General features: G+C 69.4%; 13 protein-coding genes. 6 read left to right on the forward strand and 7 right to left on the reverse strand.

What is annotated here, in order from left to right:
• The first annotated feature begins 42 nt into the window (after window positions 1-42).
• Complete coding sequence (gene gatE / locus NKJ07_RS03870) at window positions 43-1,911, forward strand: Glu-tRNA(Gln) amidotransferase subunit GatE (protein WP_318569280.1); 1,869 nt, start codon at window positions 43-45, stop codon at window positions 1,909-1,911.
• A gap of 277 nt (window positions 1,912-2,188) precedes the next feature.
• Here gatE and NKJ07_RS03875 read toward each other — a convergent pair whose 3' ends face one another.
• Entirely contained in the window at window positions 2,189-2,671 is a 483-nt protein-coding gene (locus NKJ07_RS03875) for an Lrp/AsnC family transcriptional regulator (protein ID WP_318569281.1), read from the reverse strand.
• 172 nt (window positions 2,672-2,843) lie between these two features.
• Between NKJ07_RS03875 and NKJ07_RS03880 the strand changes: the two genes are divergently transcribed.
• Together NKJ07_RS03880 and NKJ07_RS03885 are read left to right on the forward strand one after the other, a co-directional pair.
• Window positions 2,844-3,776: a DMT family transporter gene (locus NKJ07_RS03880; protein WP_318569282.1), complete on the forward strand. Its 933-nt coding sequence runs from the start codon at window positions 2,844-2,846 to the stop codon at window positions 3,774-3,776.
• A gap of 84 nt (window positions 3,777-3,860) precedes the next feature.
• Entirely contained in the window at window positions 3,861-4,304 is a 444-nt protein-coding gene (locus NKJ07_RS03885; RefSeq protein WP_318569283.1) for a MaoC family dehydratase, read from the forward strand.
• A gap of 1 nt (window position 4,305) precedes the next feature.
• On the opposite strand, the gene NKJ07_RS03890 is transcribed toward NKJ07_RS03885, so the two are convergent.
• The gene (locus NKJ07_RS03890) at window positions 4,306-5,061 is read right to left on the reverse strand and encodes an RNA methyltransferase (RefSeq protein ID WP_318569284.1); all 756 of its coding nucleotides are present in this window, start codon (window positions 5,059-5,061) and stop codon (window positions 4,306-4,308) included.
• Window positions 5,058-5,699: a DUF8114 family protein gene (locus NKJ07_RS03895; protein ID WP_318569285.1), complete on the reverse strand. Its 642-nt coding sequence runs from the start codon at window positions 5,697-5,699 to the stop codon at window positions 5,058-5,060. The genes NKJ07_RS03890 and NKJ07_RS03895 overlap by 4 nt, the downstream gene beginning before the upstream one ends.
• A gap of 133 nt (window positions 5,700-5,832) precedes the next feature.
• On the opposite strand from NKJ07_RS03895, the gene NKJ07_RS03900 reads away from it, so the two are divergent.
• Together NKJ07_RS03900 and NKJ07_RS03905 are read left to right on the forward strand one after the other, a co-directional pair.
• Window positions 5,833-6,972 (forward strand): dihydropteroate synthase, encoded by a 1,140-nt coding sequence (locus NKJ07_RS03900; RefSeq protein WP_318569286.1) that lies wholly within the window; start codon window positions 5,833-5,835, stop codon window positions 6,970-6,972.
• A 181-nt stretch (window positions 6,973-7,153) separates the two neighbouring features.
• A complete protein-coding gene (locus tag NKJ07_RS03905) occupies window positions 7,154-7,834 on the forward strand; it encodes a 6-hydroxymethylpterin diphosphokinase MptE-like protein (protein WP_318569287.1) in 681 nt (226 codons plus the stop codon).
• A gap of 82 nt (window positions 7,835-7,916) precedes the next feature.
• Here the strand turns inward: NKJ07_RS03905 and NKJ07_RS03910 are convergent, their stop codons facing one another.
• Window positions 7,917-8,735 carry a DUF8054 domain-containing protein gene (locus NKJ07_RS03910; protein ID WP_318569288.1) on the reverse strand — a complete coding sequence of 273 codons (819 nt, stop codon included), beginning with the start codon at window positions 8,733-8,735 and terminating at the stop codon, window positions 7,917-7,919.
• A gap of 263 nt (window positions 8,736-8,998) precedes the next feature.
• Between NKJ07_RS03910 and NKJ07_RS03915 the strand changes: the two genes are divergently transcribed.
• Window positions 8,999-10,408 (forward strand): cryptochrome/photolyase family protein, encoded by a 1,410-nt coding sequence (locus NKJ07_RS03915; RefSeq protein ID WP_318569289.1) that lies wholly within the window; start codon window positions 8,999-9,001, stop codon window positions 10,406-10,408.
• Here NKJ07_RS03915 and NKJ07_RS03920 read toward each other — a convergent pair.
• The 3 genes from NKJ07_RS03920 to NKJ07_RS03930 form a co-directional block, all read right to left on the reverse strand.
• Window positions 10,348-12,159 (reverse strand): sensor histidine kinase, encoded by a 1,812-nt coding sequence (locus tag NKJ07_RS03920; RefSeq protein ID WP_318569290.1) that lies wholly within the window; start codon window positions 12,157-12,159, stop codon window positions 10,348-10,350. The genes NKJ07_RS03915 and NKJ07_RS03920 overlap by 61 nt on opposite strands.
• Before the next feature lie 73 nt (window positions 12,160-12,232).
• Window positions 12,233-14,758, reverse strand: coding sequence for an efflux RND transporter permease subunit (locus NKJ07_RS03925; RefSeq protein ID WP_318569291.1), 2,526 nt, complete (start codon window positions 14,756-14,758; stop codon window positions 12,233-12,235).
• Between the two features lie 3 nt (window positions 14,759-14,761).
• Window positions 14,762-16,369, reverse strand: a complete 1,608-nt coding sequence (locus NKJ07_RS03930; protein WP_318569292.1) for a COG1361 S-layer family protein — start codon at window positions 16,367-16,369, stop codon at window positions 14,762-14,764.
• Window positions 16,370-16,430 lie beyond the last annotated feature (61 nt).

Consider the following 16,430-nt stretch of genomic DNA (forward strand, 5'->3'; position numbering starts at 1 on the left):
AACTGGAGCCTTTTTTAGGCCCGCCGTTCGGAGAGGACACCAATGAGCGCGCACGACTACGCGGACCTCGGGCTCGTCGCCGGGCTCGAGATCCACCAGCAACTGGACACCTCGCGCAAACTGTTCTGCGAGTGTCCCACCGAGCGACGCGAGCCCGACGAGGCCGAGCGGACGCTCACCCGCTATCTCCACCCGACGAAGAGCGAACTCGGCGAACTCGACGACGCCGCCCTCGAGGAGAGCCGGGTCGACCGCGAGTTCGAGTACCTCGGATTCGACACGACCTGCTTGGTCGAGGAGGACGACGAGCCGCCGTCGCGGCTCTCCCGCGAGGCGCTCGACGTGACGATGCAGATCGCCGCCCTCCTCGAGATGGACGTCGTCGATCAGGCCCACGTCATGCGGAAGCTCGTCATCGACGGCTCGAACACCTCCGGGTTTCAACGGACGACGCTCGTCGCACAGGCCGGCGAGATCTCGACCTCCGAGGGGCCGGTCTCGATCGAGGACCTCCTGCTCGAAGAGGAGTCGGCCCAGCGCGTCGAAGCCACGGAGGCGGGCGTGCGGTGGTCGCTCGACCGTCTGGGGATCCCCCTGGTGGAGATCGGCACCGGGCCGGACATCTCCTCGCCCGAGCAGGCGCGGGAGGCCGCCGAGACCATCGGGATGTTGCTCCGTTCGACGGGGAACGTCAAACGGGGGCTCGGGACCATCCGGCAGGACGTCAACGTCTCGATCGCCGACGGTGCCCGCGTGGAGATCAAGGGCGTCCAGGCGCTCGACCAGATCGACGAGATCGTTCGCCTCGAAGTACAGCGGCAGGTCGAGCTGCTGGAGATCCGCGATCGCTTGCACGAGCGAGAGGCGTCGGTGGGCGAACCGCAGGACGTCACCGACGTCTTCGCAGACACGGAGTCGGGCGTCATCGCCGGGGCGCTCTCGGCGGGCGGGTCGGTCCAGGCCGTCCGCCTCGCCGGTTTCGACGCTCTCGTCGGCCACGAGCTCCAGCCCGATCGCCGACTCGGCACCGAACTGTCGGACCACGCGAAGCGCCACGGCGCGGGCGGCGTCTTCCACACCGACGAACTGCCGGCCTACGGCGTGACCGAGGGGGAAGTCGCGGCCCTGCGCGAGGCGGTCGGGGCCGGGCCCGACGACGCCGTGGCGCTCGTCGCCGACGGGACGGCGACGGCCGAGATCGCCATCGACGCGGTCGCCGAACGCGCCCGCACGGCGCTCGACGGCGTCCCCGAGGAGACCCGGGACGCCACCGAGGAGGGAACCACGCGCTACCTCCGTCCCCTGCCGGGCGCGGCGCGGATGTACCCCGAGACGGACGTCCCGCCCGTCGACCCCGATCCCTCCGAGGTAGAGGTCCCCGAACTGCTCACCGAGAAGACCGAGCGCTACCAGCGCGAGCACAGCCTCGACGCCGGGCTCGCCGAACAGGTGGCGTACGGCCGCCGCTTCACGTTGTTCGAAACAGCAGTACAGCAGGGCGTCGACCCGACGCTGGCGGCCAACACGCTGGAGTCGACGCTGACCGAACTCCGCCGGGACGACGTCGCCGTCGACCGTCTGACCGACGAGCATCTCCTGGACCTCTTGCTCTTGGTCGACGGCGGCGACCTCGCGAAGGAGGGGATCGGCGAGGTGCTGACCGTGCTCGCCGACGACCCATCCCTCACGGCCGAAGCGGCCGTCGAGGAGGCGGGCCTCGCCGGCGTCGGCGACGAGGAGGTCCGCGAGGCGGTCGTCGGAGTCGTCGAGCGCAACGCCGACCAGATCGACGAGGAGGGGATGGGCGCGTTCTCGGCGCTCATGGGCGAGGCGATGGGCGCGCTCAGAGGGAAGGCCGACGGCGGCCAGGTGAGCGACGTCCTGCGCGAGGAGATCCAGAAGCGCGCCTGAAGCGGATTCGCCGCGTTGCTCGTACTGTCTGCTGACACGTTTCGACGTCCGGGAGCGTCGGCGTGAGAGACCCTGTGTCCGTAACGCGCACCGTTTGAGGCGAAAATCAGCGACTGAGACAGACGGGGAGAGACGGCATCCGGGCCCGGCGATACCCCTCGAACCTCCCCAGCCTCGCGGCTCGCGAGGGGTGAGTGAGCAGCGCGGGACGCGGCCCGCTCACTGACTCATGTACCAGCTCCGCCATCACCCACTCGCCGGTTCGCCCGGGTCCGTCTCACTCGTCCACCAGCGCCTCCAGGAGGCTGTCGAGGCCGTAGCTCTGGAGCGGGCGGGCGCTGTCGCGCAGGCTCGCGATGACGAACGTCGAGTTGGTCCGCTCGACTTCGGGGATCGACTCGAAGTCACGGACGAGCCGTTCGACGTCGTCGCTGTCGGGGAGGCGGGCGACGACGACGAAGTCCGTCTCGCCCATCGTGAAGTACAGCTGCGTGACGCCCTCGACGGCGAGGAGCTTCTCCGAGATGTCCTCGTAGCGGTCGTAGTCCGCGAGCACCTCGACGATGACTGTCACGCCCAGTCCGACGGCGTCGAGATCGAGGTCGTAGAGGTCGTTCTCGATGACGCCCGCCTCGCGGAGGTTGTTCAGCCGGTAGTGGATCGTCGAGACCGGGATGCCCGTCTCCTCGTGGAGCCGATCCGGGCTCCCCGTCCCGAGGTCCGAGATGGCCTTCAACAGCCTGACGTCGCGTTCGTCCATGCACCCCGCTACCGGCCTGGGGGTCTTGAATCTCCGTATCACCTCGACCGCGTCCGCGCGAGCGACAGCCAACGAACCGCGCCGAACTGGGAGGAACATTCAACAACAACTCGTCTCTTTGTAGAAGCATTTAACAACTCTCCGGCTCTGAAACCGAAGTAGATTCGATAGAATGAGATTCGGCCAAAGAAACCTCCAATCTGCACCGGTTCTGTTCGTCCTCCTTGCGACCATCTGGGGTGGGTCGTTCGTCGCGATCGAGGTCGGACTCGAACGCCTCCCTCCGCTGTTGTTCGCCGCGCTCCGCTACGATGTCGCGGGCGCGATCGTCCTCGGCTACGCGGCGATCACCCGCGAGCGGTGGCTCCCGACCCGACGCTCGGAGTGGCTCTCGGTCGCCGTCGACGGCGTCTTGCTCATCGCCGCCTTCCACGCGCTGTTGTACCTCGGCCAGGGCTACGTCTCGGGAGCCATCGCCGCCATCGTCGTCAGCCTGGTTCCGCTCCTGACGGTCCTGTTCGACTACTCCCTGCTCGGTGACGGGGACGTCGACACCGTCGGCGGTGCCGGGCTCGCGTTCGGCTTCGTCGGCGTCGCCGTCGTCGCGAACCCCACCGCGATCGGGTTCGGCTCGACGGCGCTCGTCGGCGTCACGCTCGTCTTCCTCGCCGCGGCGAGTTTCGCGTTCGGCAGCGTCGCCAGCCGTCCGCTCCGGAGCCGACTCCCCGCGACCGCACACATCGCCTGGACGATGCTCGCCGGGGGAGTCGTCCTCCACGTCGCCAGCGCCGTCCGCGGCGAGGCGTGGGCGGCCACTTGGACCCCGACCCTGTTCGCCGCGTTCGCGTATCTCGTCCTCGCGTCGAGCGTCTTCGGCTACCTGCTCTACTTCGAGCTCCTCGATCGGGTCGGCCCCGCCGAACTCAACCTGGTCAACTACCTCGTCCCGGTCGTCGCGGCGGTCGTGAGCTGGGCTCTCCTGGGGCAGGTCCTCGGCGCGACTGCCGTGACTGGCTTCGCCGTCGTGTTCGTCGGCTTCGCGCTCCTCAAACGCGATACGCTCTGCCGGCTCGTCAGATCACGCCGCGCCGTCCCCGACTGCTGAGCCGGTCCTCGGGCGGATCGCCCGGCGATCACGTCTCCACCGAGCGACGACAGGCTATTGGGTCCGACCGGCGAACCCTCGGCCATGACCGTCTTCTTCGAGGACCTCGCGGTCGGCGACACGTTCGCGCTCGACTCGTACGACGTGACCGAGTCGGAGATCCGTGAGTTCGCCGAAAAGTACGACCCACAGTGGTTCCACACCGACCCAGAGCGCGCCCGCGAAGAGTCGATCTACGGCGGGCTCATCGCGAGCGGGTGGCACACAACCGCGATGACGATGCGGCTGCTCGTCGACGGCTTCTTCGCCGACTCGGCCGCGCTCGGGGCGAAAGGCGTCGACGAACTCCGCTGGCGCAGGCCCGTCACGCCGGGCGATACGCTCACCGCGACGATCGAGGTGGTCGATCGCGAGGCCGAACGGCCCGAGCGCGGGCTCGTCCGCCTGTCGATCGTGACGACGAACGACGCCGACGAGACGGTGTGTTCGATGCTCGCCGACGTGCTGTTCGCCCGCCGCGAGCGCTAGCTCAGGAGTCGGGCGGATCGACCCGCTCCGTGGCCTTCCGGAACAGGCCGGTGAGCGTGGTGATCTCGCGCTCAGTGGGGTGGGCGCGCCCGACGAGTCGCCGCATCATCCGCAGGGTCTTCTCGCGCTTGTGCTCGCGGTGTTCGACGCCGGCGAGGAAGGAGCCGAAGAACTCGTGAAATCGGTCGATATCGGCCTCGGCCGCGCGCTCGCGCTCGACGTCCGGCAACTGCGTTCGGTCGCCGTCGGGCCCGAGCGTGAGCGTCCGCAACTCGTACAGCGCGACGGTCGCGGCCTGGCCGAGGTTCAACACGGGGTACTCAGCGGAGGCGGGGATCGAACACACCTCGTCGAGCCGTTCGAGTTCGGCGTTCGACAGCCCCGTCCCCTCCCGGCCGAAGACGAGCGCCGTCCGCGTCTCCACCGCGGCGAGCGAGTCGGCGAGCTCGCTCGGCGTTCGGAACGGAAAGCGGACGTGCCGGCGGGCGTCCTCGTTGGTGATCGCGGTGAACCCGACCGTGTGGTACCCTTCGACGACCTCGTCGAACGTCACCTCGTCGGCCGCCGGCAGGACGTCCTCGCGGGCGTGGCCGGCGAAGCCGTACGCCTCGCTCTCGCGGTCGATCTCGGGGGGGTCGACGAGCTTGAGGTCCGAGAAGCCGAAGTTCTTCATCGCGCGGGCGATGGTCCCGACGTTCCCCGGCGTCTGCGGCTCGACCACGACGACCACGGGCGCGGCGGGCGGCTCCGAGCTCATCGCGTCGGGTAGTCCGCTCCGAAGTCGACGTCGGCGAACTCCCGGTCGGTCTCGCTCTCCTCGTCGCCCGCGTCGGCGTCGTCGCCCTCTTCATCGGTGTCGTCGGCCCCGTCGCCCGTTCCGCGGTCGAGTCCCGTTCCCTCGCGGAGGTCGATCCGCTCGCCCTCGAACTCGTTCGCCTCCTCGAGCCGCCGCTGGATCTCGCTCGGATCCGGCGGCTCCGGCAGCGCGTCGGGGTCGGTCTCGACGTAGTCGAGCCCGGCGTATCCGTCGGGTGCGCGGCCGCCGCCGGCGAACCACTCGTGGAAGGCGTCGCGGAACTCGTCGTCGCCCACGAGCTCGCGCCCACTCTCCTCGCGGAACCAGTAGAGGAAGTCGGCCTCGTGGTCGTCACAGAGCAACACCTCGTCGAGCGGTTCGCCGTAGACGATCGTCGCCTGCCGGCACCGCTTTTTCTCCTCGTCGCCGTGGACGAGATAACAGGCGTCGCAGGCGCGCTCGACGATGAGTGACAGCCGGACGAGCCGTTGTCGGGCCTCCTCGGGGATCTCGGTGAGCGGTCGGAACTCCCCTTCCTGAGTGAACACCTCGCGCTCCTCGAACCGCCAGCCGCGGAGCCCGATGCTGACCTTCGCCATACTCGTCGTACCGGGGCGGCGGACAAAAAGAGCGTGACTCGCGAGTCCGTCACCCGGTCGGTCGACGCCGGACCCGCCGCACGGCCGTCGCCGCGACCGGTCGGCATATGTTCACCGAGTCCTCAGCGGGCGTATGCGAACGGTCAACGCTGCCGGCCTGGAGATCGGTGACGACGCCCCGCCGCGGATCATGGGTGTGTTGAACGTCTCGAAGGAGTCGCCGTACAAGCCGAGCGTCTTCGACGACGCGGGTGCGGCGGCCGAGTACGTCGACACCGAACTCATCGACCAGGGGGCGGACATCGTCGACGTCGGGCTCGAATCCGCGAACAAGAAGTTCGAGGTGCTCTCCGCTGAGGGCGAACTCGATCGGCTCGAAACCGCACTGGAGGTGCTCGACAGCGTCTCCGGCGACGCCGTCTTCTCGATCGAGACGCGCTACCACGAAGTCGCCGAGGCGGCCCTCGAAGGGGGGTTCGACATGGTGAACGACATCTGCGGCTTCGCCGACCCCGAGATGCCGCGCGTCTGCGAGGAGCACGACGTCGCGGTCGCCAAGATGGCCTCTCCCCCGGACCTCGAACGGCCCGGCGCGGTCGAGGAGGTCGACGACATCTACGACGCCCTGGCGCTGAACGGCTTTACCGACAAGACCATCGTCGATCCGGCGTTCGGCGGGTGGTCCGAGGCGAAGACCACTGACCAGGACCGCGAGACGCTCCGTCGCCTCCGGGAGTTCCGGGGGTACGGCCGCCCGATCCTCGTCTCGATCAACCGCAAGAACTTCCTCCGCGAGGTTGCCGGCCGCTCGACCGACGAGGCGCTGCCGGCCTCGCTGGCGGCGACGTCGATGGCGGTCGAGCGCGGCGCACACGTGATTCGCACCCACGACGTCGCCGAGACGCGTGACGCGGCGCTCATCGGCCGGGCGTTCACGCGCGACCGAGTGTGCGTCGCGGGAGAGATCGACGTGGAGGAACTCGACGTGGCGACCCCCGGCGACGCCACACGCCACCTCGATCGGGTCGGCGGAGCGACCGAGACGGCGGCCGAGAGCGTCGTCAGGACCGTCGAACTGACCGGCGCGTCGACCGACGAGCGCGCGGCGCTCGATGACGCCGCCCGCGAGGCCGGCGTGACGCTCGTGACGGCGGCCGACGGCGACCGCCTGTTGCTGTTCGGCACGCCTGGGGGGTACGCACGACTCCGATCGGCCGGCAGCGGTGTGACCGACGCCCTCGACGCCGCGCTCGAACGGCTTCCGACGAACTGAACAGCCATCCCGACCGACATTCACGGACGAGAAAACTTATGCAGGGTTACCGTAAACCGACAATGCGGAGGCCGGAGGGGCACGCGGGTAGGGGTACACGCTGCCACTCCGGCTCGTGCGGTTCGTTATTTTTCGCTCGCCAGCGGCGGCCTCGTCGCGACGCGCCCCCGGAGGGACACCGATGAACTTCGCCGAATGGGAACCGGTGTACGAGCAGATCCTCGCGGCGTTCGGTTTCGAGCGCGCAGCCGACGAGCGGGCCCGGGACGTTCTCGAATCGCTCGTCTCCGATCGCGCGTGCTTCGACACCGAGACGCTCGGGGGGCGCGTCGCGGGCGACACCGTCGCGGTCGTCGGTGCCGCGCCCTCGCTGGCGGCGGAGGTCGACCGGGCGGCCGCGGCCGACCACGTCTTCGCCGCCTCGACCGCCGCGGACGTCTGCCGCGACCACGGGGTGGTCGTCGACCTCATGGTGACCGATCTGGACAAGAACCCCGAGACGGCCGTCGCGCTCACCCGCGCCGGGACGCCGGTGGCGGCGCACGCCCACGGCGACAACGTCCCCGCGGTCCGCGAGTGGCTCCCCCAGTTCGATCTCGGCGACACGATCCCGACGACGCAGGCGGCACCTGTCCCCCCGGTCGAGAACTTCGGTGGCTTCACCGACGGCGACCGGGCGGCCTTCCTCGCCGACCACCTCGGCGCGGGGTCGCTCGTCTTCGTCGGCTGGGAGTTCGACGACCCCGGGGTCGACGCGATGAAAGCCGAGAAGCTCCGGTGGGCCGCACGCCTGTTGACCTGGCTGGAGGACCGCCGCGACGAGCGCTACGCCGTCCTCGACGGTCACCGCGATCCGCTCTGATCCGAGAGTCAGGGTCGCACGGTCGGCGCAGGTCGGATCGGGTCGGATCGGGTCGGATCGGATGGGATCGGGTCCCAGGGGGTCAGTGGCCGACGACCGACGGCGAGGTGTCGTCGTCGGCCACGGCGACGCTCGCGACGAAGCCGCTCTCGAACAGACGCGCGTCACACCCCGTACAGGTCACCGCGACGACGGTGTCCACCGCGCCCGGAACGCGACTGGTCGCGCGGTCGAGGCTGAGCTCGCCGTCGCAGACGGGGCAGACGTCGAGGTACAGTCGGAGCGTAGCGAGCATCGCGCCGCGGAGCCGCGGCGAGAGCAGGTCCCACTGCGGACAGAACCGGCGCAGTTCGGCGATGCTGGCCGTGTCGGCGACGAGGGCAGCCCGCGACAGCCACGCGCCGAGCCGTCGCTCCCGCGCCTCGGCCACGAGCAACTCGCCGACCGGGGCGACGCGCACCGCGTCCGACGGGAGCCCGAGCACGACGGCGAGCGACCGGGCGTCGTTCTCGCGCCGCCCCGCGGTGACGACGTGGGTTCTCCAGGCGGCGGCGAACGACTCGGTCGGTCGGAACTCGTCGCCCCGGACCGCGAAAACGCCGGCCCGGAGGAGCTCCCGCTCGTCCCGCGGGATCCGTTCCGGCCCCGGTGTGGCGAGCGCGTCCGCGCGCCGCTCGACAGCCCGGAGTGCCCACGGCGTCCCCGGGATGGCGTAGCCGCGCCCGACGAGCAACGCGAAGCCGACCGCGATGAGCACCGACCCGGCGAGAGGGACGAGCGACTCGGCCGCGACCGCGAGGAGGCTCACGACCAGCACGTTCGCCACGACGAACCCGGGGTCGCGGGCCTGCCCGGTGTATGCAGGGTGGGCGAGCGAGCCGACGAACGCGCGAAGGTGCATAGGTGGAGCTGGCCCGTGGCCGGGCGTCGTTCGGGAGTTCGCCGGATCCGGAGTTAGGTATGAACCGGATACTAACGGATTACGTGACGGTTCGGCCCGGTAGGACGCCGTGAACCGGTCGGATCGCCTGACTGACGCCGTCCGCACTAGCCGTCGAGCGGACCGGACGGCCGTGTGACCAGTCACGACCCCCGACCGTCGCGAGGTACGAACGCCGACCGGTGGGTCGGTAACTTCACCACGAGTCCGTCCTTGGGGCCGGTATGCAGGTTCACTGGCACCGCCGGGACCTCCGAACCGCGGACAACCGAGGACTCTCCGTGGCGACGGACGCGGGCCCGACCGTCCCCCTCTTCGTCTTCGACGACGCAGTACTCGCACACGCCGGCGCGCCGCGGGTCCGGTTCATGCTCGACGCGCTAGCGGAACTGCGCGAGCGCTACCGGGCGCTCGGCTCCGATCTGGTCGTCCGCCGCGGCGACCCGCGCGAGGTCGTCGTCCGCGTCGCCCGCGAATTCGACGCCGACCGAGTCGTCTGGAACAAGGACTACTCGGGGCTCGCCCGCGAGCGCGACGCGGCGGTCCGGCGGGCGCTGGACGGCGCCGACGTGGCGCGGGAGTCCGTCCACGACCACCTCCACCACGAACCCGGCTCGATCACGACGAACAAGGGCGATCCGTACTCGGTGTACACCTACTTCTGGAAGAAGTGGCGCGACCGCGAGAAGGCCGATCCGTACCCCGACCCCGACGAGGGGGCGCTCGCCGCGGTCGACGCCGAGACGACCGGCGACCTCCCCTCGATCGAAGCCCTCGGCTTCGAGGCACCCGACGCGACGGTCCCGACCGCGGGGACGGCGGCGGCCCGCGAGCGGCTCGACCGGTTCTGCGACGACGCCGTCTTCCGGTACGAATCGGACAGAGACTACCCGACGCGCGACGCGGTTTCGCGGCTCTCGGCGGATCTCAAGTGGGGGACGATCGGCGTCCGCGAGGTGTACGCGGCGACGGCGGCGGCGATGGCCGAGGCGGGCGAGGAAAAAGCGGAGGAGTCGGTCGCGGAGTTCCAGTCACAGCTGGCGTGGCGCGAGTTCTACACGCACGTCCTCTTCTTCAACCCCGAGGTCGTCACGGAGAACTTCAAGGAGTACGAGAACGAAATCGAGTGGCGGGACGACCCCGAGGAGCTGGCGGCGTGGCGCGCGGGCGAGACGGGCTACCCCATCGTCGACGCGGGGATGCGTCAGCTCCGCGAGGAGGCGTACATGCACAACCGCGTGCGGATGATCGTCGCCTCCTTTCTCACGAAGGATCTCCGCTGTGACTGGCGGCACGGCTACGCCCACTTTCGAGCGAAGCTGGCGGATCACGATACGCAGAACGACAACGGTGGGTGGCAGTGGGCCGCCTCGACGGGCACCGACGCCCAGCCGTACTTCCGCATCTTCAACCCCATGACCCAGGGCGAGCGCTACGATCCCGACGCGGAGTACATCGCGGAGTACGTGCCGGAACTGCGCGGCGTCGACCCCTCCGTCGTGCACTCGTGGCACGAGTGTTCACCCCTCCAGCGCCGGAACGCCGCGCCGGCGTACCCCGAGCCGATCGTCGATCACTCCGAGCGCCGCGAGGCGGCGCTGTCGATGTTCGAGCGGGCGCGCGGCGAGGACTGACCGGCCTCCCTGGTCGCCTCCTCGATCGACCCCGACCCCGACCCTGACCCTGCCCCTGCCCTCGACTCCGCGGCCGGGACCGGCCCACGCGCCGATCCGACGGTCGTCTCGGCCCCGTGAGCGGCGATCTCGGTCTCGCCGGTCGCGGTCGTCGAGAGGTCAAGCGACCAGCCGTGGACCCGCGCGAGCGCTCCCGCGTTCGCCAGCGCGATCCCCTCCGTCACGGCGGTACCGTACCGGAACGCCGAGGCCGCTCTGTCGTGCGGGATCGGCCGCCCGTCGTGTCGCACGACGAAGCCGTCGTGGGTCGGCGCGACGGTCACCCGCTCGGCGTCCCGCGCCGCAGCGTGCGCGAGGAGGTTCGACAGTAGCTCCCGGAGCCGTCTCCCCTCGGCGACGACGGTGCCGTCGCCGCCAGCGACGACCCGCACGTCCTGGTGGTCCAGCCCTGCCCGGGCGTCGTCGACCACCGATCCGAGCGCGTGCGGTTCGACCTCGAACGTCGACTGGGCGAGTTCGGCGAGCGTCGCGAGATCGCCGACGACGTCGTCGATCCGCCCGTGGGCCGCGCCGATCGCGTCGGCCGCCCGCATCGCCGTCGCGTCCGTCGTGTCGGCCGTCAGCCGGTCGCCGAGGATGTCGGCGTAGCCGGCCGCGATGTTGAGGTCGTTTCTGAGTTCGTGGGCGACCGCCTCGGCGAAGTTGTCCATCTCCTGTCGCTGTCGTCGCAGATCCCGCCGCTGACTCTCGATCCGTGTGACGTCGGTGAGCACACAGACGCGCCCGAGCCGATGTGGGCCGAGGTCGACGGGAGAGCGCCGGACGACGTAGTGCCGCGGGCGACCGTCAACCGTGAGGACGACCGGCGTCTCGTCCATCGCGCCATCGGCCGTCTCGGCGAGGGCCGCCGGGGCCGGTTCACCGACGGCCAGGCGTTCGGCCGCCGGCGCGAACAGGTCGGCGGCGGCCGGGTTGTGGTCCTGGACGCGGTCACGATCGTCGAGCACGACGACCGGGTCGCGGAGGTCGTCGATGACCTGCGTGCGCGCCGGTGTGCGGAGTCGATCGAAGTCGCTCTCGACGACGAACAGCGAGCCGACAGCGAACACGGCCACCCCGACCGGCTCGTACGTCACCCCCAAGAGGAGGTCCGGCCGCAACACCGACACGACGTCGGGGACGATCGGCACCCCGGCCGCACCCGCGAGCAGAGTGACGCGGCCCGTATCCTGACCCGACCGGGCGTACATTCGAACCAGGAGGACGAAGCCGGCCGCGACCAGCGTGTACGCGACGGCTGTGACGACCCAGTGCGGCCAGTGGCGCATCAACACCAGATGTGGGAACGGGTCGACTTCGAGGGTGTGGCTGAAGTATCGGTGGTGGGCGACGTTGGAGAGTTTGACCGACGTGACGACGAGAAACCCTACGAGGGCGACCAGGCGAAGCGCCGGGTCGCGGTGAAACGCTCGCCCGGAGTACGCCGAGACGAAGTAGAGCCAGCAGCCGACGGTGGCGAAGCCGACGACGAGGCCGACAGTGAACAGCGCGGCCTTCGCGGATTCGGTCGTCGCGACGAGCTGTGCGACGGTCAGCGCCGCCCAGAGCCCCGACGTGCAGAACAGCGACACGAGTCCCCAGCGCACGTCGCCCCGCAGGCGCTCGGCGGCGCGCCACGCGCCGGCCAGACAGCCGACGGTCGCGAGCGCGAACGTCGTGACGTAGAGCAGCTGTGTCGTGGGGAGCGTCACCTTCGTCCGAGGACGGGTGCGAACCGTCTATACGTTTGCGCCTCGGTTCTCAGTCGTGAGACCGACAGTGGCGTCACTCCACGGTGGGCGTTGTCGGGGGAGCCCCCGACCCGTTGCCGGGCGTCTCGGCGTCGACGTCGCCGACGCCGAAGAGCCGTTCCCAGACGACCAGCGCGGCGGGCAACACGAGCAGTGACGAGAGGAAGGCGTAGATGACCGAGAGTCCGGTAAGGAGACCGAAGTCTCCAATGGCGGGGAACACCGACAGCACGAGCACGCCAATGCCGAAGACGGTCGTGAGTACGCTCCCGAGGAGCGCGCCGCCGGTGCCGTAGACGGTCCGCGAGAGCGCCGTGAGCACCGTCGGCTGGACGCGGCGCTCGTCGATGTACCGGTGGGTCAGGTGGACGGAGTAGTCGATCCCCAGCCCGATGGTCATCGCGAGCACCGTCGCGGTGAAGGCGTTGAGCGAGAAGCCCAGATAGCGCATCGACCCGGCGACGAACGCCACGGTGACGACGATGGGAACGAGGTTCGCGAGGCCGAGCGACGCCCGGCCTTCGAGCACCCAGTAGATGAACAACAGGAAGACGGCGGTGCCGGCGATGGCGAGCGCGAGGCTGACGATGGCGGACTCGAAGATGATGTCCGAGATGGCTTTGAAGACGACGATGTTGCCGGTCGCGGTCGCACCCATGCGGTAGCGATCCGCGACCAGACGGGTGTCGGCCGTGACCTCGGTGTCGGTCGCGTCGGCCTGCACGGCGTACACCACGCGGGCGTTGCGGCGATCCTCGGTCAGGTAGTTGAGCGTCCGCTCGCGGGCGGGCGAGGAGAGCAGATAGTCGTACACCTCGCCGAGGTTCTGGTCGGGGATGCCGTTGGCGTTGCGGTCGTTTCGTGCGACGAGCGCATCGAACGCCGGATCGCGCTCCTGATAGTCGCGGATGACGGTCACGACCGACGTCTCGCGGGCGTGACGGCCGTCTTTCACGAAGCTCTCTGGGGGATCCTCGCCCGCCCGCCAAATCGACTCCAGCGCCGAGTTGCGCTCCATCGGCCCCTCGACGTAGACGACCGTCTCGTCGTCCTCGCTCGACTCGAAGTTGTCTTCGAGGAAGTTGATCGTGGCCGTGATGGTGTAGTCGCTGGGTCTGAACGGCTCGGGGAGGACGTCGTAGAAGTCGGCGGTCTCCTCTGGCGGGAGGAACTGTTCCTGGGAGAACGTCGTGTCGATGCCGGTGGCGTAGTAGCCCGCGAAGCCCGCCGAGAGGAGCACAACGACGAGGAAGACGGCGGGAGCGCGCTTTGCGATCTCGACGCCGAGGGAGAGCACACCGCCGAGCGACGAGCCCTCGGAGCCGATCGGAGCCTGCGAGAACGTCGGGATGGGGTAGCGCTCGCGGAGCCCGTCGGTGTACAGCTTCAGCGCGGGGAGGAAGACGCCGAAGATGAGGAAGGTGAAGGTGATCCCGATGGAGGCGACGACGCCGAACTCCCGGATGGGGAGCAGTCCGCTGACGAGGTTCGAGGAGAAGCCGATGACCGTCGTCGTGGTGACGATGAAGAAGGCCACCAGGAGTTGATCGGTCGTCGTGCGCATCGCCCGGACGGGGTCGTCTTCGTCCAAGCCCTCCTCGCGGTAGCGGTTGATGGCGTGGATGCCGAAGTCGATCCCCACGGCGAGGAGCAGGGGTGGAACAGCGATGAGGATCTGCGAGAAGGCGATGCCGGCGAAGCCCATGAAGCCGAACGTCCAGACGATCGCCATTCCGAGTGCGACCGTCGCGAGGAGGAGGTCGACGAGATCGCGGTAGGCGACGATCAGAAAGAGGATGATGAAAAAGACCGCCGCGGGCACGACGATCAACAGCGAGTCACCGATGACGGTGCCGAACTCCTGGGCGATGACGCCGGAGCCGAAGACGACGATGTCGCCGCCGGCGGCGTCGGCGACGTAGATCGCCTCGACCTGGATCGGTTCGAGCGGGCTGGAGCCGCCCTGGCCCGACCCGCTGGAGATCCCCGCGGGCACCTCGTGGCGGACGATCCCGACGGTCGCCGAGGCCGAGGGCGCGGTGGGGTTGAAGTCGTCGCTCAACAGCGAGGCGAAGCCGGGGTTCTCCCGCGCCAGCGTCCCGACCGCGGTCCGGATCTCGCCCGGGGTCGCACGTTCGACCGCGTCGATCTCCGCTTCCAGCGTCGACGCCGAGGGATCGAGCTGGCGGGCGACGATGCGGGCGGCGCTCTCGGTCTCGACGACGCGCATGTCGGGGTCCTCGGCCATGCGCTGTTGGACGGTGAGCATCCGCAACAGCCCCTGCTTCGAGAGGACGTTCTCGTCGCGCTGGATCAGCTGCGTCGAGCCTTCGTCCGGCGCGAACGGGTCGGAGAACTTGTCGTTGACGTCCTGGAGCGCCCGTTCGGCGGGGATGTCCTCGGAGAACTGCTCGGTGCCGGACTCGGTCGACACGGCCGGGAGCCCGACAGCGAACCCCGCGGTTAGCACGAGAAACGCGAGGACGACGGTGCCGGGCCGGCCGGTGATCCAGTCGTCGGCCGCGTCGATGAACCGCTGGTAGTCGACCTTCGCGGGCATCGCTTACCTCCGCCGGACCACGACGACCGCGACCCCGATCAGCACGAGGGCACCCAGCCCGGCGACGAGGGTGATCGGCAGGTCGCCCCCGCCGCCTGTCTCGACGGTGACGGGCAGTCGGAACGTGTCCGAGACCTGCGTCGTCCCGTCCTCGCGGTCGTACTCGAAGTCGACCGAGACCGGGTAGTCCTTCGCGAACGTCGAGCCGGCGGTGCTCACCTCGAAGGTGATCTCCGCGGACTCGCCGGGACCGAGTTCGCCGATGAACGCCTCGTCGTCGTTCGAGGAGATGGGGTCGTCGACGAACAGCTTCGCGGAGATGTCCGACAGCGTCTCGTCTTCGGCGTTGGTGACCGTCAACGTGAGCCGACCGGAGTCGCCCGCGGCGACGGTCGCCTCCGACGCTTCGACGGTGAAGGGGTCGCGCTCGGCGTCGACGGCGACCCGGGCGTTGAGCGGACCGCTCTGCCGGCTGTCGCCGCCCTCGTTCTCGTACTGGACGAGGAACCGGAGTTGGCGTGACCCGGGGTCGGCGGCGCTCGACACCTCGATGTCGAAGGCGAACTCCGCGGACTCGCCCGGCGCGAGGTCCGGAATCGCGTACTCGGTCTCGCTCGCGTCGAAGTTCTCGCTCGCGGGCTGGTAGACGACGACGCCGTCGCTGATCGTCCCGGGGCCCTGGTTCGTCACCGTTCCCGTGACGGTTCCCTCGTAGTTGACGCGGAGCGTCGATTCGACCGCGGAGAGCGCGAACGACTGCTCTTCGAGCGGTCGGACGCTCGCGCGGAGCTCGTTCGAGCTCCGGACGATTCCGTCGGTGTCCGTGTACGTCACCCGCCCGATGACGGTGTAGTCCCTGAGTTCGGCGCTGTCGGCGAGGTCGACGGGGAACGTCACCTGCTTGGTCTCGCCGGGTGCCCACTCGCCGACGAAGCTCTCGGCCGTCTCCGCCCGCCCGAACTGCAGGTCGTTGTTCTGGGAGGTGAGCTGGACGCTGGCCTCGCGGGCGGGGTCGGTGCCGACGTTACGCACCGAGGCGACCATCGTTCCGTTGTCACCGATCTGGGTGTCCGTCTCCACGTCGACCACCCGGAACCGGGCCCGATCCTGGACGACGATCGGGATCGTGACGCGCTGGGTGGCCGAGCGGTCGTTGAACTTCGGGTTGTTGTTCGGGTTCGCCTCGTCGTAGGTCACGACGCTGGTGTACGTGTACGAGAGTTCGACCGGGAGCCGGTAGGTTCCGGGCGGAACGTCCTCCGGCACCGTGACCGCGATCTGAGCCGGACCAGTGACGCCTTCGGCCACCTGTCCGACGGCGATGTCGTCGGTTTGCACGTCGAGCCCGGGGACCTCTTGGATGTCGAGGCGCACGGCACGGGCCGTCGTCACCCGGGTGGTGAACGCCTCGGGACCGCCGCGAACGAGGGTCCCGTCGTTGACGATCGAGACGTTCAGCGTCTTCGTCTCCCCCGGTTCGACCCGATTGTCGGGAACGGACAGCGAGAGTTCGGGGCGACCGATGACCTGGTTCTCCGCCGCCGCGGCGAGCGGCACCCCGGAGAACACGATTGCGAGAGCGAGGACGACAGTGAGGAGTTTCTGAGACATGGGAGTGACTGAACGTTTATTCAGTATCTTTGGGACGCGGTGTGTAATAACGTATTGCATT

Origin of the sequence: Salinigranum marinum (genome assembly GCF_024228675.1) — an archaeon.
GTDB lineage: Archaea > Halobacteriota > Halobacteria > Halobacteriales > Haloferacaceae > Salinigranum > Salinigranum marinum.